Below are 21925 nucleotides of genomic sequence, written 5' to 3'. Positions count from 1 at the left end.
GGAGAGAAATGGGACGCGCGGTAGCGCGCCCGTCAGGGTGACAAATCGGCAGGATGGCCGATTTGCACGGCGCGGCCGCCCGCAAGGGCGAACCACAGGGAGGTGGTGAGTGAAAAGCAGGGATGCTTTTCATCAGCATTTTGAGTCTTTAAGCAACGCCGGCATGGCGGCGCGCAGTAGTTTGAAGACAGCTTCTGAGATATTTCAGCAATTCCGGGATCTATAAATGCTTACCATGAGGAGAAGCCCAGCATTAATTGTCCAATGCTGCTACGAGATCCGTTTTCTTGGAAAGAAACGCCCGGATTTCGTACCCCATAACTCGGAAACAATGACAAAGGATGTCATTCGAGGATGATTTAATCAGAGCACTTTCCAATTCACCTGCGGCGTTTCTGATTCCGACCAAGCCGCAGAAACTTGCCGAGCCGTTAATCCGATGAGTAATTTCCCTGGCTTGGTGGTAATCATCACTATCCAGTGCCTTCTCCACATCGGCTAGTTGTTCAGGCAGTTCTTGAACTAACTTGACCATGAGCATCCTGGCCAGCGCCCAATTGCCACCGGTTTTTTCGACAAGTGCTTTAAGGTAAAAATCAACCGAATCGAGAGCGGGTAGAGTAGGCCGACGCGGCCTGTCTGCACTAACACCCAGCCAGGTTTCGATTACGCTCAAAAGTTGGTCTTCCAAAATGGGTTTGATCAGACAGTCGCGAAATCCCGCCTTGAGGATTTCCGTCCGCTGTTGAGGAAGCGCATGGGCGGTCACCGCGATCACCGGCGTATCGCGATTGACAACTAGGACGTCGTGACGGATGGCCTGCATGACGTCGAAGCCCGTCATACCGGGCATGCGGAGGTCGAGAAATATCATGTCGAAATGTTGTGTCCGAATATGCTCGACCGCTTTTGTGCCATCCTCAGCTTCGGCCACTTGCGCGCTTAACTGAGAAAGCTGCGTTTTTAGGAGTATGCGATTGATCTCATGGTCGTCGATAACCAGGAAGTTCTTATGGCGGAACATCCATAGGCCTTTTCACGTGAATTTACGACAGGATAGTTAAAGTGGGATCTACGATAGATTTATGTGTCTGCCTTAATCCCATCCCACCGGTTCGGAATTCCATAATGCAAGGTGGTTCCGAGAATGCGGTAACCGGAGTGGAGAAGTTTGGGCCGACGAAGGGAAAATCGATTGATCCGCAACTTTGAAATAATCAGGGCAAAATAACATTCGCGACTTGTATTTCGAGGGCAACTACAAGCCGAGGATAATAGCGGTCATAAGAAGGGTCATGAAAACTGCAAGGGTCGTGAGAATCGCGCCCTGAACCTTCTTCGCCTCGTCCATCAGCCCCATTATCCCAAAGACGAGGCCAACCGGAGGCACAAATAAGGTGGCGGCGACCAGGCCGGCCATTATCAGGAGATTCCAAGGCTCGCCTTCCACCGCCCTGCCTTCGGCACTTTCAACGGGATGGCCGCACCCCGTGCAGACAACCGCTTTGTCTTTAATCTCTTTTCCGCAATGTCGACAATACATAATAAAGGGTCCTCAAGTTCTTGTTCTGTTTCTACTTGGCAGAGAAAGCCTAAATCTAACGCATCGGCTCACCAGTCATTGGGGTGAGAGAATATCTTAATGCTCACTTGCTGACCATATCAGTCGGGTCCGGTCCTAGACTTCGCCAGTCCCTGTACGCTGAATCTTTGGCGCGTATACCTAACTAAGTGAAGATTGGCGCTTTCAGTGTAGGAGAGAGCGCGTACCAAGGCGAATAGTGCACAACTTCCGGTCGTTGTGTGAAAATAACGGCGTAAACAAAGTTCAATGCGTTACGGACATACTGTCCCGGCACTCGCATCCTGGCGAATGGCCTGCAACTTTGTTGAAGCCCGAGGTCTAATAGTTCGCCGCTCATGGCGCACGACAATCCTTAATTTATCGAGAGGAAATAGAGGTAATGAGCAAAAAAGTATTAAAAACCGTCATGGGAGCGGCTGTCGTAACGTCTTTGTCCGCTGTCGCTAACGCGGGCGAAAACCCGTTCGGACTTAAAGATTTGGCTAGTGGTTATATGCAAGTGGCCGAGGCCGGCAAAGAACAAAAAGAAATGGTGTGCGGCGAAGGGAAGTGCGGCGGACAAATGACCAAGTCTCCGGAAATGAACTGTGGCGCCATGAAGCAGCAAAATCAGCAGCAACAGGATCAGCAGAAGAAAGCAATGGAAGGCAAATGCGCGGGCATGAAAACGGATCAAGCGAACCCCGCCGGCACGGAACATAAAGCGCAGTAAACGTTTTTTTATCCGTCGAGCCTGGCTATGAAGAGTTATGCCGTTCAGGGCGCCGGACTCGGCCTTAGGCGGGCCTTCATCGGCCCGCTTACCGAACATCTGCCGGAATCGGTCGATTTTTACGAAATCGCGCCGGAAAACTGGATAAGAATAGGCGGTAAACTCGGGAAACAGCTACGCTCTTTGACTGAGCGATTTCCCTTCGTCTGTCACGGATTATCCTTGTCGCTGGGTGGCCCCGCGCCGCTTGACGAAGAATTCCTTACCGAGCTCAAGACTTTCCTCGACCAACATCATATCCGGCTATACAGCGAACATCTGAGTTACTGCGGCGACGATGGCCATTTGTACGACCTCATGCCGATCCCGTTTACGGCGGAGGCCGCTAAGTACACAGCCGATCGCATCCTTAGAGCACAAGAGATTCTGGAACGACGGATAGCCATTGAAAACATCTCCTATTACGTCGCACCGGGCAAAGAGCTCGAGGAGATCGACTTCCTCAACGCGGTATTGCAAGAAGCCGATTGCGATCTGCTGCTGGACATCAACAATATTTACGTCAACAGCATCAATCATGGCTATGATGCCGAAGCCTTTTTGAGCTCGGTTCCGGTGCATCGCATCGCCTACGCCCATGTCGCCGGACATTATGTCGAAGCGGCCGATTTTCTGGTCGACACCCATGGCGCTACCGTTATCGATCCGGTCTGGCGTCTGCTCCGTCGGGCTTACGAGAGCTTCGGAGTTTTTCCGACACTCTTAGAAAGGGATTTCAACATTCCCCCTTTACCCGAGCTTTTGCTTGAGGTTCAACAGATTCAAGCGCTTCAGGCGGCTGCGTCGCAACCCGTTCGGCGTTATGGCTGAAGAGATCCCTCTGTTTCAACGGACGCAATATGCGTTTGCCGCATACATTCGAGATCCCAACCGCAATCCGCTTCCACGCGGGCCTGCGCCGGAACGAATGGGCGTTTATCGTGAACTGTTTTTCAACAATATCGAGAACTTTCTGGCGACCGGTTTTCCGGTACTCAAGAGCATCTTGAGCGAAACTCAATGGCTTGCGTTAGTACAGGATTTCTACGCCGGGCATCAAAGTCGAACGCCTTATTTCGCAGGAATAGCCGAAGAATTTCTCGATTATCTCCAGAGCGAACGCGACCACTATTCTGACGACCCGCCGTACCTACTGGAGCTCGCGCATTACGAGTGGACCGAATTGGCCTTAGCCATTGCTGAAGGCGAGGCGCCGCCGGAAAGCGCAGATTTACGCCGTAGCCCTATGGACCAAACAGTTTACCTGTCGGAGGTTGCTTGGCCTTTGGCTTATCGGTTTCCAGTGCACAAGATCGGTCCGGAGCATCAACCGCCCGAGCCACCGGAACAGCTGACGTGTTTGGTCGTATATCGCGACCGCGAAGATGTCGTGAAATTCTTGGAAATTACCCCCTTAACCTACCGACTCCTGCAAATACTCCAGGAGGAGGAAGCAATGCCCGCTATCGATTGCCTGTTTAGGATGGCGAAGGAAATGGGGCATCCGGACCCTCGGGTTTTAGCCGGTCACGGCGCCGAAATCCTGAGAGCTCTAGCAGAGCGTGGAGTAATCGGAGCGAGCTAGATTTATCGACCGCGTTAGTCTAATCGCCACCGCTATTGCCGCAGCCACCGCCATCGCTACTTCCAGTATCGCAAGCGCCCCTATCTTCATAACTGCTGTAGCCGCCACCTGCCGTATCCGAGGACGGAAACCAGAAAGAATCGGCAGTGCCAGGGCTGCTCCGGTTACTATCCCGTCTCATCGTGCGTAAAAGCCCAATAATCAAGAGCACAAATCCGCTACCGCTGACCCACGGCCCTATACTCCATCCAAACCGATCGAGAACAACCCCGAAAATAGCTAGAAAAGCTGCTGTAAGAAAAAGCCGCATAACGCCTCGCCTGACCATTAAGGGATTCCGAACCATAAGTTTAGTAGTTCGCAATGTTCGCGCCGTATTCCGGAGCCTTCCACTGCAAACATGTTCATGCTCATCATTCTGTGGTCCGAGAGTTTGGGACGGATGCGTTGATCTGAGCTATTGCGGTAGGGTGCCCAGCGGATGCTGGCGACGACGATCAAAGCAGGGGGCATGGCCTTCGTAGAACGGTTCAAGGACCTGAGGGGATAGCTGGGCGGCCGCCCACTCGTGACGCGCGAACTTGTATATGCAGGTCAGCAGCAACACCTTGCGGTCGAGTTGGTGCGGATCGTCCTGTAGATGAACACAGTTGCGATAAAATGCTTCCGGGTCGCGCAATGGTAAGCGTGATCGGACGGGATTTCTCTTGAAGTAGTTCAGCTTGTCGCGTTTATTCGCCAAATCCTTTTCTTTTTCCAGCAAGTCTCCGGCGCGACGCAGAGAGAAGGCCCAGTAACTCTCGAAATTCGAGCGACGTTCCTCTGCGGTGCTAGGGGGGAAGATCGAAAGAAAGTGCGGCATGATAGCCCTTCCATCTTCCTCTAGGTTGAGAGATCCTCGAGATCCAGTCCGTTGTAGGCCAATCCAAAGAGACTTTGTCCAAAATCGGCGCAATCAGCAGCGTCGCTCCGACAATCAGTTACGATCTTCCAGAGCGATCTATGAGCCGACTTACGTGCCGATAGATTATCGGCACGTAAGTCGGTCTTAGAAGTCGACAGGGCGATACTCCCTGTCGGATGGCTTAGAAGCGGCGGCCGCCACCGCCGCCGAAGCCGCCACCACCACCGCCGCCGCGTCTTCCGCCGCCGCCGCCGCCGAAGCCACCCTTATCTTGTGGGGGGCGAGCCTCGTTCACCGTCAAGCTACGGCCTTCCACTTCCTTGCCGTTAAGCGCGGAGATGGCGGCTTGCGCTTCCTGATCGCTGCTCATCTCCACGAAACCGAAACCCTTGGAGCGGCCGGTGTCCCGATCCATGATTACATTTGCCGATTCGACTGCGCCGTAAGCGGCGAACAGCTGTTCCAGCTCACTATTTCTGATGCTATAGCTCAGATTGCCAACGTATAACTTCTTGCTCAAGTGAAAGACTCCTCAATAGGAATTTACAATGTCTCTATTATTCGCCTGAAACAGAATTTAGAGAAGGGTTTTGGCTCCGGTCAGGAGCGCCCCTAACTCCAGGAAAGTAATATTCCCTTTCGTTCTATTTCTCAAGTGCAGGCCGATGGCGATTTCAAAGCAACTCTGCCCGCGGCCTTTATGTCTATTTGTCCCGGCGTAACTCAGCGTCTGCGACCACCTCCGTGTCGCCCACGTGGGCGCTCTTCGTTAACCCGTAGATTGTTGCCGCGCAGGTTGCGGCCATTCAATCCAGCGATTGCAGCACGTGCCTCGTGCCCCTCCATTTCAACGAAGCCGAAGCCGCGGCAGCGGCCGGAAAAAATGTCGCGTGCCAATTCGATCGAGCGCACTCGGCCATACGCCGCAAACAGTTCGGTAAACTCCTGTTCCGTTACATCGGGCGGGAGATTGCCGGCATAGATTCTCAACATGGTTATTCTCCTTTGGCGGCACCCGGAAAGGGTGCGCAATGGTTCAAAGGGTACGACGGCGCTGGGCGGTAGAGTCACGCCTTGCGGCCGGTTGTTGTTGGGAGCGGAAACTCCGCAACGGCTGAGCTTGGGAAGCTACCGTCTCGGGCGAAGCCGTAAGGTAGCCTTCGGGAGCAGGTTGTGCCGGAAGCTTCCGGCCAAGCAGACGCTCGATGTTCCGGAGCTGGGGCGCTTCCTCCCGAGAGACCAGTGACACCGCCTCGCCGGTCGAGCCGGCACGTCCGGTGCGGCCGATGCGATGCACGTAATCCGCAGGAACGTGCGGCAGTTCATAGTTGACTACGTGCGGAAGTTCCTGAATATCCAGTCCGCGGGCAGCGATATCGGTAGCGACCAGCACTTGCACCCGATCCTGTTTAAAAGCGGCGAGCGCCTGTGTGCGTGCCGATTGGCTCTTGTTGCCATGAATGACGGCGACTTCGAAGCCCGCCCGGTCAAGCTGCTGGGCAAGGCGGTTTGCGCCGTGCTTCGTGCGCGTGAATACCAGGGTCTGGCCCCAAGAACCGCTGCGGATAAGGTGAGCCAGTAACGGATGTTTGGCGGCGCTTTCGACGTGATAGATGCGTTGGTTGACGGTTTCGGCCGGCGCGTTGCGTGGCGCAACCTCAATGGTGACGGGATTATGCAATAGCCCGGCCGCGAGTCCGCGGATTTCTTCCGAAAACGTGGCCGAGAACAGCAAGTTTTGACGCTTTTTCGGCAATAAGCCGAGAATCCGCCGGATGTCTCTAATAAAGCCCATGTCGAGCATCCGATCGGCCTCGTCCAATACGAGCATGCCGACGCCGGATAGATTGATGTTGCCTTGTCCGATATGGTCGAGCAGTCTGCCGGGCGTTGCGATCAGCAGATCGACACCGCGGCGTAGGTTGTCCAACTGCGGTTGCATGCCGACACCTCCGAAGATCACCGCCGATCGAATTGGGGAGTGGCGGCCGTAATTGCGCGCGCTTTCACCGACTTGGGCTGCAAGTTCGCGGGTCGGTACGAGCACCAGCGCACGCGGAGCGCGGCCGTGCTGTGGCCTTGCGGTCTCCTGGGCGCAGTCGGTCAGTTGCTGTAGTAAGGGCAAGATGAAAGCCGCGGTTTTGCCGGTGCCAGTCTGGGCCGCGGCCAACAGATCGCGTCCGTCAAGTACGGCCGGGATGGCCTGCGCTTGAATCGGGGTGGGGGTCTCGTAGCCCTGCTCGGCGACGGCGCTCAAGAGGGTTTTAGAGAGACCGAGAGAAGAAAAGGACATTTATGGTTCCTGAATAAGCCTGTCGTAGTTCCGTGCTGAGCCTGTCCGGGCTGCAACATTTTCGTTTAACGAGCAGCCTAGCAGGGCTGAGGCCCGACGTGCTGCACAAGGTTTGAAGGAGGAGGCGAGGCTTGTAGGATACCTGGCAATGGCGTCGACTAAGAAGAAGGCCGAATCCTCGGGGCGGAGACACCGGTCTCCACCGCGACAAACTGTGTTAAGCATACCGCGATTGTGCCGTTTTAGCCAAGGGGCTTGTTTTGAAACGGAGAGGAGAGGCATCACACCCCATGTTGAAATCTTAATATGCGGTTTTTGCACCGATTCAAAGCTTATGGCACTCATGTGTTAAACCTGCCGTAGCCCCCAAAAAACAGTAAAGAGGTCGAATTTGGACGGACTCACCAGTTACCGAATGACGAGAACAGGCCAGCAGGAATCCGTATCGCAATGCTGCCAACAGCTCATCTCATCGACATATCTGGCAAACAGTTTGTGATCCGCGTAGATGGTCCCGTCAGATATGAAGAAGTGGTCAAACGGACCGAAGAGGTTGGAAGTACCGCCAAAGGTATCCTCGAAATGAATCGATGCGCTACACCGGCAATCGCATCGTGAAAATAAATTGCCCTGAATTTCCCAGAAATGGTTTCGATAATGACCCACGATTTCGTTCTCAGGGCCTCGGCGAATGAGGTGGCCGCTAATTCGAAAGTACGCGGCAGGTCCTAAGGTAACGGCGTGTTCCGGAATAACTGACTCGAAGTGTAATCGAACCATAATCACATCGCTCCATAGAGTTTCTTGAATAGCTTTCCCTTGCCGACACCCAAAAGCTCCACAGGTTCACTGACGGATTGACGACGGACGATGAAATACCGGTGAATCCGGCACGTCGGGATGGCGTATGAGCACGGAAAGGCAACGATTCAAGAGATTTCGGAGGCACGTCATGTTTATGTCGGATTTGGTTTTTCGTTTGGACGCAAGGAATACGGTCGGTGTCCAAACTTGCGATCCTCCGCGGCTAAGGCGGCGAAATCGGCGGCATAGTCTTGCAATTTTTTATCCAGCGTCTCCCGCTGTTCGGGCGTTGCGGAGGCTATCACTTTGGCTATCAGTTCCGCATTCGACTGGCGTAAAGCCTGAACGAAAGCTCGTCGCTGCGGGTCGGTTTGATAAGCCAAATCGGCGAAATAGTCGCGAATCCAGCGTGTCGCAAGCTGTTCCTCCGGTTTTCTCTCCTGAATTTTCGAAAGCACGGCTAGGAAATCGCGCTGTCGTGCTTCGCGCTCGTCCGCCCAGGTATAGTTACCATTGTCGCGTCTAGCCATCGCCTCCCAAATGAGGGTTCGTTGCTCGGACGTGAGTTTTCCGAGCCAAAACTCGGCACGCTTGATAAAAGGTTTGGCTCGGGCTCCAAGCTTGTTTTCCATGCTGGTGCGGATATAGCCGAATTTCTTGCGAAATTTTGCATTGCTATTGGTCAGCTCGTGTTGCACCCGTGTGATCTGGCCGGAGCCGAGCGTCAGAGCCAGCTTGGCCAATTCGGGCGCGGCGCGCGTCCCGAGCGTTTCCAGCCTGTCGTAAAGCTTCTGCTGCAAACCCGTAACCTCAGATAAGGTTATCGGCCTCTTTACCTTTGTCCGAATTTCCTCGAGTAATGCCGAGTAGGCATGCAATTGCGTCGAACGATGCCAGGCCAGCAGCGCGGAGATGCGATCCTTCGCGAGCTTCTCCTGTGCCCTTTCGAGATCGACGTACTCATCGAGCGAGGCTACCAGGAAGATGTCCGCGTGGTTATAACCGAACCGAACGCCGGTACAGGCCACAAGAAGCAGCACCGTGCCGGATATCACGATCAGATAAGAGCGGCGGATTAACATGGCGATTGATTTCACGTTCATATGCCTTCCATTCCCTGGTGGATTCGCATTGCAACTGTGTTAGGCATACTGTCTATCGGAGGAGGATAAGTCAAAGTCATTGCGAAAGATTTCGGCATGCGAAGCGGTATTGGTTAGATTTCGACCACGGACCCCAATTCGATCACGCGGTCGGGGGGGATTCTGAAGAAATCCATGGCGCTCTCGGTGTTTCGTGCAAGGCGGATGAAAAGACGCTCGCGCCAGATCGCCATGCCGGGACGCGGGGTCGAGATCACGGCTTCCCGGCTAAGAAAGAATGATGTGTCGGCCAAGTCGATCTCAAGGCCCCGTTCTTTGCACAATGACAAGGCATCGGGCACGTGGGGTTCCTGGTTGAAGCCGTAATAGATCTTGACCCGGTACAGTTTCTCTCCGAAGTGCCTGATCTTGATGCGCTCGGAGCGAGGCACCCACGCGATGTCTTTAATAATCACCGTGAGAACGATCACTCGCTCGTGCAGAATTTTATTGATAGCCAAATTGTTCAAGAGGGATTGTGGAACGCCTCGGCGTCCCGCCGTGAGATAGATGGCGGTACCGGGAATCCGAACGGGCGGATTTTCGCGAAAACGCGCCAGCAAGGTTTCGAATGTCATAGCCCTTTCGTTCAGGCGTTTTCCGAGCAGTGTCCGCCCCCGTTCCCAAGTGGTCATTACGGTAAAAACCGCAAGGCCGACCCCCAGCGGGACCCACCCTCCCTGGGTTAGTTTCAAACTGTTAGCCACAAGAAAGGCTATGTCGATAATCAAAAAGCTGCCGACGGCAACCAGGCTAGTAAGCCAGCTCCATCGCCAAAGCCCCCGTAATACGAAAAAGATCAGCAGCGTCGTAATGACCATCGTACCTGTGACGGCGATACCGTAAGCGGCGGCCAAGCGGCTGGATGACTGAAATTCCAGCACCAAGGCGAAAATCGTGATTAGCAAAAGCCAATTCACGGCAGGCACGTAAATTTGGCCGGGTTGGAATAGCGAGGTGTGATAAACGCGTATGCGGGGCAGGTAACCGAGCTGTATTGCCTGCCGGGTTATCGAGAATACCCCGGAAATTACCCCTTGGGAGGCGATTACCGTCGTAAGCGTCGCCAATGCGAGCAGCGGAAGAACTCCCCATTCCGGCGCCAGGAAATAGAAGGGGTTTTCGGCGGCTGCCGGGGTTCGGAGCAGTAATGCACCCTGGCCAAAGTAGTTCAAGAGCAGGGCAGGAAAGACCACGGCAAACCAAGTCACACGAATCGCTCGAGTTCCGAAATGGCCCATATCCGCATATAGCGCCTCGGCGCCGGTTACCACCAACACCACGGCACCCAAGACCACCAGGGAATACCATTCCTCTTCAAGCAGGAAACGAATTCCGCGCCATGGATTTGTCGCCTCCAGTATCGATGGAGTATCGAGAACACTCAGCCCACCGAGGATTCCGAGGCAAAAAAACCAAAGACACATAATCGGACCGAACACTCGCCCGATACGAGCCGTACCCTTGCTTTGCAGAAGAAATAACAGAGTCAAGATCAGCAGCGTCGTCGGCACGACAAATTCCTTGAGTTTTGGAGCCACGACCTCCAAACCTTCGACGGCGCTTATAACGGTAATGGCCGGCGCGAGAATGCCGTCGCCGTAGAACAAGGCGGCACCGATAAGTCCCAATAAAACAATCACGTATCGTTGGTACGGCGAATCGGCGGCACTGCGGGATGCGAGCGACAGTAGGGCGATGATTCCACCTTCACCCCGATTGTCGGCCCGCAGCATGACCACGGCGTATTTCAGACATACGATTACGATCAGCGACCAGAAGATGAGCGACAACACACCGAGTACATTGGCCTCGCTGGGCGCGATGGCGTGAGGCCCACTGAAGGCAACCCGCATGGCATAGAGTGGACTGGTGCCGATATCGCCGAACACGACGCCAATCGTGCCGATGAGTGTGACGGTTTTACCGGGTTTTACACCTTGGAGAACGGAATCCGCTTGCATTTTTTCGGGGATGGCGATTGAAGCAGCGCAAACGATGTTTGCATTTCAGGATGCGGATCTCCTTGTTTTTGATCAAAAACGGTTCGGGGCGGTTTTGCCTTTTGACTGCGGAGTCCGCCCGTTGCTCCCTTGGTTCAGGCATTTTACCCCGATAGCCGCAATGAAAATGACCCATACTTAAGCATCGATAAAATTGATCTTGTCATGATAGCTTCAGCCGATTGACCCCTTAAGCGTCCGGATGACCCTAGTGGGAGGCGAGCTTAACCAAGACTGGTGGCGTTGCAGCCGAAGCCCTTTTCAATCCGCCAGGATTTCATTTGGTAGCGATCAATTTGAGTCCTTCTCAACGAGGTAATGGATGAAGGCAGACAATCAATTGCAAACGGAGGGATGGCCGCGACGGAGTCGTAATTCCCTGCTGGAACAACAGCGCGCGTTGGCTTCGCTCACGCGCAGCGAAATCTTTTCCGCCGAAGACGCGTTGGGGGCGATTCGCCTGCTAACCCGAACCACCGCGACCGAACTGGAGATCGAGCGCGTCAGTGTGTGGCGGTTTACCGAGGATCGATCCGCTATCGCATGCATGGATCTCTACGAGCTGTCCCAGCAACGGCACAGTGCCGGCATGACACTTCGGCAGGAGGATTTTCCGAGCTATTTCGAAGGATTGGAAGCGGGAGAGGCGATTGTGGCAGACGATGCGCACAGCCATCCCTTTACTGCCGACTTTTCCGAAACCTATCTGCGCCCCTTCGGGATCGCTTCGATGCTCGATGTGCCGATCCACGTTTTCGGGCATTTGGAGGGCGTACTTTGCTGCGAGCAGACCGGGGCTGCGCTTAGCTGGTCTGCGGAAGAGCGTTTTTTCGCCATCGCCGTGGCCAATCTCGCCGCTCTCGTCATCGAACAAAACGAGCGGAAACGCGCCGAAGCATTACTGCGGGGGCAACGGGACGTGCTGGAGTTGATCGCCAACGGTGCACCCCTAGAGCGAACCCTGGCTACTCTGGCTCGAACGATCGAGCAACAGGACGACAAGATACTCTGCTCAGTTCTTCTCTTGGATAAAGACGGAATCCATTTGCGCCATGGTGCTGCCCCGAGTCTTCCCGATGATTACAGCCGGCAAATAGACGGCATTGCCATAGGTCCGTCGGTGGGATCCTGCGGTACCGCGGTGTTTAACCGGCAAACCGTGATTGTCAGCGACATTCGGACGGATCCACGATGGACCGCTTTTCGCGATCTAGCCGAGCAGTACGGCCTTCGCGCCTGCTGGTCGACACCCATTTTCGATTCGCGGCAGCGCGTCATCGGCACCTTTGCGATTTACTATCGAGAACCGCACCCTCCCATAGACAAACACTCCCGGCTGATCGAAATGGCGATTCACACCGCTGCCATTGCCATCGAACGCAGCCGGGTAGAGGACCGAATCCAGCGCCTGGCCTTTTACGATGCTCTGACAGGACTTCCGAATCGTGCCTTGTTTAAGGACAGGGCGGCCCAGGCTTTGGCGCTCTCGGCTCGGGATAAGCAGGAGACCGCGCTGCTGTTTCTCGATCTCGACCGCTTCAAGACGGTTAACGATTCGTTGGGACATCATGTGGGCGATAGACTTCTGCAGGGCATCGCCGGCCGTTTGCGCAGTTGTCTAAGGGACACGGATACCGTGTCCCGGTTGGGGGGCGACGAATTCGTGGTACTGCTCCCGGAAACGGGCACCGATACCGCTGCGCAAACCGCCGAAAGAATTCTCGGCGTGGTCGCGCAGCCTTATGTCATCGAGGATTACCGTCTGATCATCACCCCGAGTATCGGCATCAGCCTGTATCCACAAGACGGCAGCGACGTGGAAACCTTGGTCAAGCATGCCGACACCGCCATGTATCACGCGAAAGAGCAGGGCCGCAATACTTACCAATTCTTTACCGGGGAAATGAATTCCACCGTGCTGGAGCGGCTCACGATCGAAAGCGGTCTGCGACAAGCTTTAGAACGCGGCGAATTTCTGCTGGAGTATCAGCCTCAGTATGATGTTAGGACACACCAGCTCGTGGGCGTCGAAGCCCTGATTCGATGGCAGCATCCGGAATGGGGCCGAGTGGCGCCGGGCCGGTTTATTCCCATCGCCGAAGACAGCGGTCTCATCGTTCCGATAGGAGAATGGGTGATCCGTGAGGCTTGCCGGCAAAACATGTACTTGCAATCGCTTGGCTTTCCGAAGGTTCCCGTGGCGGTCAACATTGCATCGCCGCAATTTCTTCATCGATTCGAAGAACTCGTCGAACGGATATTGGCGGAAACGGGCATGGAACCCCATTATCTGGAACTCGAATTGACCGAGGGAATCGTCATGCAAGGAGAGGGCTCGATTCAGCGACGCTTGCATAAGCTTAAGGAATTGGGCGTGAAGCTGGCCATTGACGATTTCGGGACAGGGTATTCGAGTCTCAGCTATCTGAAGCGATTCCCTATCGACAAACTGAAGATCGATCAGTCCTTTGTGCGCGACATCATCGACGATCAGGACGATCTTGCAATAACCCGTGCGGTGATCAGCCTGGGTCATAGCCTGAGACTGACCGTAATAGCCGAGGGCGTCGAAACGGAGCAACAATTGGCCTTTCTGCGGGAAGAAGGCTGCGACCAAGCCCAAGGCTTTTTCTTCAGTCGTCCTCTTTCCGCCAAAGCGCTCGCCGAATTGTTTTTGCAGAGTTTGGAAAAAACGTAGCCGCTCGATATTTCCCCAGTCCTATGCCGATCGCTCCGGGAACCGAAAGCTCTGAAATCCGAAATGAGTGTCGCTGCACTCCAAGAGCATGCTCCCGGCTGCGGCCATAAACACGCTGGCCGGATGTCGATAAAACGCGTTCGGTAGCCCCGACGTTTATGCCTTGACCGAGCAAAGCCCGGCTTCCGGTTCTAGAGCGTTTTCAGTTCTGATGTACGGTCTAAGAAGGAAGCCGCCGTTGGCGGCGCCTTAGTTTGGAGCGGGTCTCGCCCCGCGGGCGAGATACTTTTCTTTGTGCGGCCAAAGAAAAGTATCCAAAAGAAAGGCCGCCCGGATGGCGCGCGGTTCCTGCGCGTCGCCGCCTGGAGCCGGGGACGACAAAAGGCACGATCCTTGTGCCTTTGTCGCCGCGCGGCTTCCTGCCGCGCCCCTTTAGGCTATCCCGGCTCCAGGCGGCGATGCTCGGGCGCGCCCTAACGGGACTATACCGAACCCCCATACATCAGATTTGAAAATGCTCTAATAGGAGAGACTGACCCGTGCTCCGTGGATTGTTCGGCCCCTCGCCAGATTGCAAGTTTCTTCAAGCCGCAATCGCTGTCTAAATAAACAGGACTCCGGATTTCCGGGGGGATGCCGAACGGAGAGCGTCGGAGGCAATCCAATCTTTAATCGTGCCTCCTCGATAGAGCTTGCTTTAAAGGCGTTTTGAAAACACGGTTAGAACCGTGCAGTTCCAGGTCGGCCGAATGGGGTATTACATGGATGTCAGGATCTGTTCCCACTTTGAAGTTCGTTCGCCCATTCCGTTTTGCAGAGCAGCCCTTCTAACCCGGGCATTCTGTCTGGGGGTTAGCCTCTGTTTCTGTTTGGCGGAGCCTTTGTTTGCCGGTACGGATCGGGCTGAGCCGTCCATCATTGATCCAGGACGCCTGGAAGCCCATGTCCGAACCTTGTCGGAGACGCTGGGGCCGCGGGATGCCGGTCACCCCGACAATCTCAATCGTGTGGCTTCGTATATCCGTTTGGCGTTCGAGCAGGCGCAGGGCAAGACCGCGGATCAGCCGTTCCAGGTCGGCCAAACGACTTACCGTAATGTTGTGGCTACCTTCGGGCCGCAATCCAAGGAGAGGGTCGTCGTGGGGGCACATTACGACACGGCCGGTCCCTATCCGGGGGCGGACGATAACGCGAGCGGCATCGCCGGGCTGATCGAGCTGGCGGGGCTGGTGAGCAAGAACCATCTGCCAAGCCGGGTGGATCTCGTCGCCTATACCCTGGAGGAGCCGCCGTTTTTCAGGACCGAACACATGGGGAGCGCCGTGCATGCCCGAGCGCTCAAGGCGGAAGGTGCCATCGTGCGGGCGATGCTCTCGCTCGAAATGATCGGCTATTTCACCGATGAGGAAGACAGCCAGTCTTTTCCCGCACCGGGCCTTTCGCTTCTTTATCCGACCACCGGAAACTTTATCGCCGTCGTGGGGAGGATAGGGGAGGGACGGCTCGTGCGAAGGATCAAGAATGCCATGTCCAATGCCTCAAGCTTGCCGGTACACTCGATCAATGCCCCGCGCTTTCTTGCAGGTATCGATTTCTCGGATCATCTCAACTATTGGGAGGCAGGATATCCGGCCGTGATGATTACCGACACGGCTTTCTATCGTAATCCGAACTATCATACGGCCACGGACACGGCCGAAACGCTGGATTACCGGAGAATGGCTCAAGTGGCGGCCGGAATTTATGCCGCAGTGCGCGACTTAGCGCGGTAAACCTTCAGCGCCGCTTGGTGAAGATCCTTATCTACACGGTGCGAATGATCTGTTCCAAGTGCACGCCTAAAACTTCGGCGATACGCGTGAGTTTGTCGATTCGGCAGGTTGGCCGTCCCCGCTCCAGAAGGCCAATGAACGATTCCGTTATTCCGGCCCGCTCGGCCAGATCCTGTTGCGTCAGCCCACGGAATTCGCGCCAAATTCTGATGGCGTTCTCTCCGCCCAAAAGGCGTGCCATCAAATCTTCGGGAAGCTGTTCTTCCCCAGGCGCAATGTGTGGCTCCACATCGATACCGGACGCCATGTCCGTCGCCAATTCGGCCAATTCCACCAAAGACACATAGTCATCGTACGGGATCATCGCCCATTTCGTGTGGTCTTCCTTTTCAATGATTTGCACGTTCATTCCGGTCTCCTGAATAGCGCTCTCGTTCTAATTTGATCGGACTTATCGCTTTACGTTGCAGCGGTTTCACAAAGAGCCGGGGCCGCCTGAAGAAAACGTCTCGAATCGCAGTGGAAAAGCCGCCGTTAAACTGTCAAAACCTATCAAAGGGTGGTTCTTTAACCTACAGAGACGCAAAACCATGGAAGGATCCATTCAAGAGTTGAGAGTCGATGTCGCCGTACCCGAGGCGGTAATTTCAACCGAGTATTTGATGGCCGGCAATGGACCGCCCGTTGTGTTTCTCCATGGCATCGCCGACAGCGCCCACACCTGGCAGTGGGTGATGCCGATACTGGCTCGAAGTTATCGGGTTTTTGCCCCCAGTCTTCCCGGTTTCGGGCAGAGCGATAAACCGGCCGTTCCGTACTCCCCCGAATTCTTCACCAAGTTTGTATCGGCTTTTTTGGATGCTCTCGGTCTGCAACGAGTCTGCCTCGTCGGCAATTCGCTTGGCGGGTTGGTGGCGATGCGTCTGGCTCTTTCGGCGCCCGCCCGGGTTTCCGCCTTGGTGCTCATCGGCAGCGCTGGGTTAGGGCGGGCGGTCAGTATGACTATGCGGCTGCTCAGTTTGCCTGGAGTGCGGAAGATTGCAACGCTCTGGTTTCGGACCGCCTTCGGCGCTCGAGTTTGGGTATTCCAGTTATCGGGCCTGCTGATCGCTCAACCACAGCGTAGTCCGCTCAGTTGGTTAGAGGGACTGTATCAAATGGCCCGGATGCCCGGGTATTTGGAAGCGGTAGCGGCGACAACCGTGAGTGCAGTCAACCTGAGAGGCCAGCGTGAAATCCTGCTGGACCAGTTGTCGAAACTGACGGTGCCCACGCTGCTCCTATGGGGAGAACGCGACCGCATGGTTCCGGTACGCCATGCCCAAGCAGCGGTCGCGCGGCTCGTACAAGGACAACTTGAAGTTCTGCCGGATTGCGGCCACTTGCCGCAGGTAGAACAGCCGAATCGGGTGACGGATGTGCTGAGCCGTTTCTTCGAACACGCCGACTTGTCGTAATGCGGACACGCGCTCACCTTACGGTTGCCGGGCCGGGAGCGATATGGCGGCGGAATGCGCCGCGATACCGGAAAAATAGCTACCAAAACGGCGTTTTGCTGACCAGCGTTAAACCACGCACAAGCCACCGGAGGCGACGGACGGCTGTCCAGTCATCTTCCTTAAGATGATCGTTTGGCCCGAAAGCCGCGATCACCCTCCCGTCTTCATTTCGTATGGGACGACCGTTACCGTCGCGGGCGATGCGGTATTCGTAGGTCGTCGGCGGGCCGGCTGCGATGAGCCGCCGGCCCGTTTCCAGCAATCGCTCGGCGAACCGGGTGGACCATACGGCGGCGACGAGTTCGCTGTTGAGGGCCATGCTGAGGGGGTCGAGATTGTAAGTTCCCAATAGGCCGAGTTGATCATCGATTACCGCGAACTTGCCGTGCAAATTATGGAGATCCCCGGCAACGAACAGCCGCAGAGTCGGAACCCGCGCCATGAGTTCCGGCCATTGTTCAAGGAAAACAGCCTGGCTGAGGGGATTATCGCTGGATAAAGGACTGTTGGTGAGAATCGTGATGCTTACGCCGCGCTGCGCCGTTTCTTCGAATAGGTCGACAACCGGCTTGGAAAGTACCAAGTACGGATTAACGATAAAAATCGACTTTTTGGCGCCACGCACCAGCCGTTCGAGAGTCGTGGTGATCGGGTCGTCGGTTTTCATCAGACGGGTTCGGCTGTCGAGGAAACGGACCGGCGCTTGCACCGATTCCGGAGCCGGTTTCGTCAGAGCACCGTGGAGCAGCGGACGCGCCTGAAGTTCGTCTATCCAGGGCAACCGGCGGTCGCGAATCGTCGCGGACACGGCCTCCGGAATAGGTTCACCCTTTAACCAATAATCCATCGCCTGGTAGGCGAGCAGCAAGTCGCCGCTCGAATCGACCAAATCGACCGTCTCGCCCGTGACGGCGTGGGCCTCTCCGCTGTCGTACTGGGATTCGAACACGGTTTGGATCACCGCTCCGGCTTCCCGCCCGGTCAACACCATGTCCGCGTCGCGGAAGGCCTTCGGCGCGGTATCGGGGGCGGCAAAATATTCGGTTGCGATGTTCCGTCCGCCGATCAGTCCGTGAACGCCGTCCGCCAGTAAAATCTTGTCGTGGTCGCTGGCGATGACCGCGGCGGGATTCAGGGTAAGAAAGGCGTCCTGAAAACGATAGCGCAGCGGGCGGTAAAGTTTTACCGTGATATTAACGGTCTGTACGACCGTATCGAGATAGTCGTTGCCCTGTACGTCGCGAGACATCTTGGTGCCTATGGCGTCGAGCAGCACCCGGATCGCCAAGCCCTGCCTTGCCTTGTGGACGAGATGGCCAAGGAAAGCGATGCCGAAGACGTCCTGTTCCAGAATGAAATAGCTGATATCGAGGCGCTCTCGAGCATTGTCTAACAGCCGCCAGCGTTCGACCCAAGCCATGGCGTTGTCGTCCAGCAGGGCCACACCCGCGCGCGTGTTGCCCTCGGCTGGCAGGGACTCGAAGATGTCGTGTAGCGATTCGTCCCGCATGGCGGGCGATCCGCCATCGGCGGAGGTCGAGACGGGATCGGGAAACTGGACGTCGAGCAACAAATGACCGATGAGCCAGATACCGATCACGCCGGCCAGCGCGATCGCAACGAGGCGGCCGAACCGGCGGGTTCGGTGCCATCGTGCGTGTCGTTTTCCTGTCATCCTCGCATCTTGCGCCGTTTTTGCCTCCGATGGAGTTAAGCGCTGAATAGTTGAGCCCTTCGACTGCGCTCAGGATGAACTCCGCGAAGCGGCGTCGAAACACGCTAGCCCCGGCGCTTCGACCCCGCGCTATCGCGCTACGCTCAGGCTGCCTTAAGGGGTTCCTCGCGCGTCATTGTCACGGGCCGAGAGGTTCAGGTAGCCAGTGTTCGACTTTAGCCATTCGAGATGCCGATTCCGCACCGGGTCGGGCTCCGAAATATCGCAGTCGAATAGACGGGCCAATTGGCGTCGTCGCACAGTATCGTGCCAGCGGCCGAACGCGGACGTCGCTTCGGGCGTCAACCACTTATAAGTTATCGATAACCCGCGATGGTCCGATTCGTCGCTTCCGATCACGCGAACGGCCTGCGGTACCAGGTCGGGCGTGGCAAACGATCCGTCCAGCGGCCACACCGGCGCCTGTGCCGGATAGGTGGCCCAATCGGAAAAGTCGTTCGCCCCGTCACGCGCGCCAGCGGCAACCCGCGCATCCGTCAGGTCGCCGCTCGTCAATACGTCGTGGGTGCGATCGGCGGCCAAATGGGGACGCTTGTAGGTCATGGCGGTCGGAACCGTGTTCATATCGCCCAGCAAGATCGAAGTCCGGCCGGGTTCGACGAACTTCTGCAAAAGAGCCGCGGCCTGCGTTTCGCGGCGCGCGGGATTAAAGGCTTCGAGATGAGTAACCAGAAGGTCGACCGGGCGGTCGAAGAAACGAATGCGCACGCGAAGCACGCCGCGCGGCTCGCTCAAGATCGGGTCGAGGGCGCTCGCTGGGATGGCGGAGGCATAGCTTGTCTTCTGTGTTTCCTCCAGCATCCGGGCATCCACGGAAAGCGCCGAGTGCCGAAACAGAACGGCGTTGCCGAAGCGCACCTCCAGACCGGGTACGTCCCGGCGCCAGGTCTCGCCGCGCGCTACGGCGTAGGCATGGCCGGTGCGGCGCTCGAGTTCGGCCGCCAGAAATGCGGCTTGATCCATCCAGCCACTGCGCCGGGAGCCGAAGTCCACCTCATTGAGGGCCACGACGTCGACGGGTGTTTGTGGCGACGCCGCCGCGGCGATCCGGTCGGCAATGCCCGCAAGATTGCGTTCGACCTCCCGGCGGCTGGCAAAGACACGCCAGCGCGGTCCCAATCCGGAATGAAGGTTATACGTGACTACCCGGAGTTCCGGGAGATCGCTACGGGTTTCCAGCAGCGGAAACGGAGCGGCATTTCCCCAGTCGGCCGACTGAACGGAACATGACGCACGGACATCGGGACGCCCGAAGGTGCTGTCCAGTTGATATCCGTCCCAAAAATCGGTCAAGGCCGTCACGGCCAGAGCGCCGGGTAGGGCGGACATTAAAGCGATTCGAAGAAGTCTGAACATGTACTGATTAGACGGTAATAATGGGCAAGTTACGTTCTCTCGGCGCACCGACGCATCGGGCAGAGAGGCTCGGCAAAGGCTGCGCGGATTAAGCAGATACTCGGTCGATAATGCGGGCTTATTCTTTTTCGTCGATCGCCGCCGTCCAGTGAGCGATGTTTTCAGGGGTCATTTGCCCCTTGGGTTGCAGGCGCGCGTCCTCGTAACCCCAGCGCATGACGTCGGTCAGATATTGCTCTCGGGAGAGAAGCGTGCCTTGGCAGAGGCGGTCTGGGGGCGGCGCGCTGCGAATCTCGTCGGTCAATAGGGCGACCAGCCGTTGCATGACCCACTCGGGGATACGGCTTCTTTCGGCGGGATAGATGAAGCCGAACAGAATAAGATGGCTGAGCAGCACCCGCCAATGGATGCCGAAGCGGTCCATCAGCCTCGGCCAATTCAATCGGTCGGCGCACACCCGGAGGACATGGGCGATATCGGCGCCATCATAACGCTCCCGCTCGAGTATGAAGGATTTCGACCAGATGATTTCCTCCACCGGGCAGAGCGACACCGGAATTCCGAGTACGTCCCGCTGAGGGGCGTGCTCGAACCACGCGTCGTCGACGGCACAAATGCCGTTTCCGGAGCTGAAAATGATATCGATGAAATGTTCCCCGTAGTACGCCTTGGCGAGCCAATGCGGAAACGTGAGGTCGGTTTGATACCCCGCGCTCGCGAGGGTCTCGATGATGCGGTCGCGATCGCCAGGCTGTACGAAGATATCCAGATCCTTGGTGTGGCGCGAGATTCCGGTGTAGCGCTCCAGCGCGTAGGCACCCCCTACGAGGAATGGAACCTTGGCATCGTTTAGAAGCTTTAATCCGTGGCAATAGAATGCCCTGCCGGTCGGATCGGGTAGCGACTGAGTGTCGTCGAGCGACGGGAACTGCGTATTCATGATCTAGCCCGGTACGGGATGTGGTTTGTGGGCGGACGGCTGGTGCGCCGACTCGGCAGAATCTCCAACCGGAAGCTCGATCAGACGGACGGGAGGGCGATCCGGAAACGCGCGCCGCAAAAGCGGCACGGCGACGTTATAAACCGGAATATTGCCGCTGGTTTTTCCGGTGGGGTGCCCCCGATGGGCATGTCCGTGAAAGACCGCGGTCACCGAGTAGCGATTCAAAGGCTCTTCGAGCCGGCTCGATCCCAAGAACGGATAGATTTCGACGGGTTCGCCCTCGACCGTGGCCCTGACCGGAGCATAGTGGAGCAAGGCGATTCGATGCCGCGTGCGCAGTTTGGCGAGTGCCGATTCCAGCTTCAGCGATTCATCCACAGCCTCGTGCACAAACTGCTTTAGAGTACTTTCGCCCCAGGCTTGCAGGGCGTGTTCGCCGAACCCCCCGGCGAAGCCTTTGACGCCGGCAAAGCCGATCCCATGTATTTCATGAGCGTCGCCATCGAGCAGGATGATTCCGGCATCGGAGAAGATATGCTGCACTTCATGCACTTGGCCCGCTTCGTATTCATGGTTGCCGAGCACGCCGAGGATGGGAATCTTGACCCCCGCGTTCAACTCCTTGACGAATAGCCGAGCCTCTTCCGCCCGTCCGTAGTCCACAATATCGCCGCAGAGCAACAGGATATCGGCATTTTCGGAGACATAAGCGCAGATGGTTTGGAGCATTCCCTGGGAGGACAGGGTGTAGTGAAGATCGCCGATCGCTGCTAGGCGAACCGTTTGTCTGTTTGAGGGCATGGCCGCTTGCTGAGTTTTAGTCGCCGGAACCCCGGCGCTAATAAATTAAAGACA

19 protein-coding genes and 1 pseudogene are annotated in these 21925 nt (G+C 56.3%); 6 read left to right on the top strand and 14 right to left on the bottom strand.

Annotated features, from left to right (window positions below; genetic code table 11):
* Positions 1–253: 253 nt before the first annotated feature.
* The 3 genes and pseudogenes from VEB01_RS02180 to VEB01_RS23015 all read right to left on the bottom strand — a co-directional run.
* Positions 254–1024, bottom strand: coding sequence for a response regulator (locus VEB01_RS02180; RefSeq protein WP_324872467.1), 771 nt, complete (start codon positions 1022–1024; stop codon positions 254–256).
* A 234-nt stretch (positions 1025–1258) separates the two neighbouring features.
* Positions 1259–1420 carry a hypothetical protein gene (locus VEB01_RS02175; protein WP_324872466.1) on the bottom strand — a complete coding sequence of 54 codons (162 nt, stop codon included), beginning with the start codon at positions 1418–1420 and terminating at the stop codon, positions 1259–1261.
* A 57-nt stretch (positions 1421–1477) separates the two neighbouring features.
* A pseudogene (locus tag VEB01_RS23015) lies at positions 1478–1543 on the bottom strand (zinc-ribbon domain-containing protein); the annotation flags it as partial.
* A gap of 421 nt (positions 1544–1964) precedes the next feature.
* Between VEB01_RS23015 and VEB01_RS02170 the strand changes: the two are divergent.
* From VEB01_RS02170 to VEB01_RS02160, 3 genes are read left to right on the top strand one after another with little or no spacing between them, the layout of a single operon-like run.
* Entirely contained in the window at positions 1965–2297 is a 333-nt protein-coding gene (locus tag VEB01_RS02170; protein ID WP_324872465.1) for an HvfA family oxazolone/thioamide-modified RiPP metallophore, read from the top strand.
* A 27-nt stretch (positions 2298–2324) separates the two neighbouring features.
* The gene (locus VEB01_RS02165; RefSeq protein ID WP_324872464.1) at positions 2325–3167 is read left to right on the top strand and encodes an HvfB family MNIO-type RiPP peptide maturase; all 843 of its coding nucleotides are present in this window, start codon (positions 2325–2327) and stop codon (positions 3165–3167) included.
* Complete coding sequence (locus VEB01_RS02160; RefSeq protein ID WP_324872463.1) at positions 3160–3921, top strand: HvfC family RiPP maturation protein; 762 nt, start codon at positions 3160–3162, stop codon at positions 3919–3921. Before VEB01_RS02165 ends, VEB01_RS02160 begins: the two co-directional genes overlap by 8 nt.
* A gap of 457 nt (positions 3922–4378) precedes the next feature.
* Here VEB01_RS02160 and VEB01_RS02155 read toward each other — a convergent pair whose 3' ends face one another.
* From VEB01_RS02155 to VEB01_RS02130, 6 genes are all read right to left on the bottom strand, one after another.
* Positions 4379–4783 (bottom strand): hypothetical protein, encoded by a 405-nt coding sequence (locus VEB01_RS02155; RefSeq protein WP_324872462.1) that lies wholly within the window; start codon positions 4781–4783, stop codon positions 4379–4381.
* Between the two features lie 223 nt (positions 4784–5006).
* Positions 5007–5345, bottom strand: coding sequence for an RNA recognition motif domain-containing protein (locus tag VEB01_RS02150; protein WP_324872461.1), 339 nt, complete (start codon positions 5343–5345; stop codon positions 5007–5009).
* Positions 5346–5548: 203 nt separating this feature from the next.
* Positions 5549–5818, bottom strand: a complete 270-nt coding sequence (locus tag VEB01_RS02145) for an RNA recognition motif domain-containing protein (RefSeq protein ID WP_324872460.1) — start codon at positions 5816–5818, stop codon at positions 5549–5551.
* 43 nt (positions 5819–5861) lie between these two features.
* Positions 5862–7118: a DEAD/DEAH box helicase gene (locus VEB01_RS02140; protein ID WP_324872459.1), complete on the bottom strand. Its 1257-nt coding sequence runs from the start codon at positions 7116–7118 to the stop codon at positions 5862–5864.
* Positions 7119–8074: 956 nt separating this feature from the next.
* Positions 8075–9025: a DUF6279 family lipoprotein gene (locus tag VEB01_RS02135; RefSeq protein WP_324872458.1), complete on the bottom strand. Its 951-nt coding sequence runs from the start codon at positions 9023–9025 to the stop codon at positions 8075–8077.
* Positions 9026–9138: 113 nt separating this feature from the next.
* On the bottom strand, positions 9139–11028 hold the full coding sequence (locus VEB01_RS02130; RefSeq protein WP_324872457.1) for a potassium transporter Kup: 1890 nt from the start codon (positions 11026–11028) through the stop codon (positions 9139–9141).
* 361 nt (positions 11029–11389) lie between these two features.
* Here VEB01_RS02130 and VEB01_RS02125 point away from each other — a divergent pair, with 361 nt between their 5' ends.
* Both VEB01_RS02125 and VEB01_RS02120 read left to right on the top strand, forming a co-directional pair.
* Positions 11390–13765 carry a sensor domain-containing phosphodiesterase gene (locus VEB01_RS02125; protein ID WP_324872456.1) on the top strand — a complete coding sequence of 792 codons (2376 nt, stop codon included), beginning with the start codon at positions 11390–11392 and terminating at the stop codon, positions 13763–13765.
* An 881-nt stretch (positions 13766–14646) separates the two neighbouring features.
* Positions 14647–15537 (top strand): M28 family peptidase, encoded by an 891-nt coding sequence (locus tag VEB01_RS02120; protein WP_324872455.1) that lies wholly within the window; start codon positions 14647–14649, stop codon positions 15535–15537.
* 31 nt (positions 15538–15568) lie between these two features.
* Here VEB01_RS02120 and VEB01_RS02115 read toward each other — a convergent pair whose 3' ends face one another.
* Positions 15569–15946 (bottom strand): helix-turn-helix transcriptional regulator, encoded by a 378-nt coding sequence (locus VEB01_RS02115; RefSeq protein WP_324872454.1) that lies wholly within the window; start codon positions 15944–15946, stop codon positions 15569–15571.
* Between the two features lie 181 nt (positions 15947–16127).
* On the opposite strand from VEB01_RS02115, the gene VEB01_RS02110 reads away from it, so the two are divergent.
* On the top strand, positions 16128–16994 hold the full coding sequence (locus VEB01_RS02110) for an alpha/beta fold hydrolase (protein WP_324872453.1): 867 nt from the start codon (positions 16128–16130) through the stop codon (positions 16992–16994).
* Between the two features lie 79 nt (positions 16995–17073).
* On the opposite strand, the gene VEB01_RS02105 is transcribed toward VEB01_RS02110, so the two are convergent.
* The 4 genes from VEB01_RS02105 to VEB01_RS02090 form a co-directional block, all read right to left on the bottom strand.
* A complete protein-coding gene (locus VEB01_RS02105; protein ID WP_324872452.1) occupies positions 17074–18711 on the bottom strand; it encodes a phospholipase D-like domain-containing protein in 1638 nt (545 codons plus the stop codon).
* A 153-nt stretch (positions 18712–18864) separates the two neighbouring features.
* Entirely contained in the window at positions 18865–20100 is a 1236-nt protein-coding gene (locus VEB01_RS02100; protein WP_324872451.1) for an endonuclease/exonuclease/phosphatase family protein, read from the bottom strand.
* 145 nt (positions 20101–20245) lie between these two features.
* The gene (locus VEB01_RS02095) at positions 20246–21067 is read right to left on the bottom strand and encodes a nucleotidyltransferase family protein (RefSeq protein WP_324872450.1); all 822 of its coding nucleotides are present in this window, start codon (positions 21065–21067) and stop codon (positions 20246–20248) included.
* Positions 21068–21070: 3 nt separating this feature from the next.
* On the bottom strand, positions 21071–21871 hold the full coding sequence (locus tag VEB01_RS02090; protein ID WP_324872449.1) for a metallophosphoesterase family protein: 801 nt from the start codon (positions 21869–21871) through the stop codon (positions 21071–21073).
* Between the last annotated feature and the right edge of the window lie 54 nt (positions 21872–21925).

This window comes from Methylocaldum sp. (assembly GCF_035627495.1).
Taxonomy (GTDB): Bacteria; Pseudomonadota; Gammaproteobacteria; order Methylococcales; family Methylococcaceae; genus Methylocaldum.
This window is presented reverse-complemented; position numbering and strand designations above follow the sequence as displayed.

Bases quoted from the DNA above. Each gene is read 5' to 3' on its own strand.
- VEB01_RS02180 (WP_324872467.1), bottom strand. From the start codon at position 1,024: ATGTTCCGCCATAAGAACTTCCTGGTTATCGACGACCATGAGATCAAT.
- VEB01_RS02125 (WP_324872456.1), top strand. From the start codon at position 11,390: ATGAAGGCAGACAATCAATTGCAAACGGAGGGATGGCCGCGACGGAGT.
- VEB01_RS02165 (WP_324872464.1), top strand. From the start codon at position 2,325: ATGAAGAGTTATGCCGTTCAGGGCGCCGGACTCGGCCTTAGGCGGGCC.
- VEB01_RS02175 (WP_324872466.1), bottom strand. From the start codon at position 1,420: ATGGCCGGCCTGGTCGCCGCCACCTTATTTGTGCCTCCGGTTGGCCTC.
- VEB01_RS02090 (WP_324872449.1), bottom strand. From the start codon at position 21,871: ATGCCCTCAAACAGACAAACGGTTCGCCTAGCAGCGATCGGCGATCTT.
- VEB01_RS02095 (WP_324872450.1), bottom strand. From the start codon at position 21,067: ATGAATACGCAGTTCCCGTCGCTCGACGACACTCAGTCGCTACCCGAT.
- VEB01_RS02115 (WP_324872454.1), bottom strand. From the start codon at position 15,946: ATGAACGTGCAAATCATTGAAAAGGAAGACCACACGAAATGGGCGATG.
- VEB01_RS02160 (WP_324872463.1), top strand. From the start codon at position 3,160: ATGGCTGAAGAGATCCCTCTGTTTCAACGGACGCAATATGCGTTTGCC.
- VEB01_RS02170 (WP_324872465.1), top strand. From the start codon at position 1,965: ATGAGCAAAAAAGTATTAAAAACCGTCATGGGAGCGGCTGTCGTAACG.
- VEB01_RS02105 (WP_324872452.1), bottom strand. From the start codon at position 18,711: ATGACAGGAAAACGACACGCACGATGGCACCGAACCCGCCGGTTCGGC.
- VEB01_RS02140 (WP_324872459.1), bottom strand. From the start codon at position 7,118: ATGTCCTTTTCTTCTCTCGGTCTCTCTAAAACCCTCTTGAGCGCCGTC.
- VEB01_RS02100 (WP_324872451.1), bottom strand. From the start codon at position 20,100: ATGTCCGCCCTACCCGGCGCTCTGGCCGTGACGGCCTTGACCGATTTT.
- VEB01_RS02135 (WP_324872458.1), bottom strand. From the start codon at position 9,025: ATGAACGTGAAATCAATCGCCATGTTAATCCGCCGCTCTTATCTGATC.
- VEB01_RS02155 (WP_324872462.1), bottom strand. From the start codon at position 4,783: ATGCCGCACTTTCTTTCGATCTTCCCCCCTAGCACCGCAGAGGAACGT.
- VEB01_RS02110 (WP_324872453.1), top strand. From the start codon at position 16,128: ATGGAAGGATCCATTCAAGAGTTGAGAGTCGATGTCGCCGTACCCGAG.
- VEB01_RS02130 (WP_324872457.1), bottom strand. From the start codon at position 11,028: ATGCAAGCGGATTCCGTTCTCCAAGGTGTAAAACCCGGTAAAACCGTC.
- VEB01_RS02145 (WP_324872460.1), bottom strand. From the start codon at position 5,818: ATGTTGAGAATCTATGCCGGCAATCTCCCGCCCGATGTAACGGAACAG.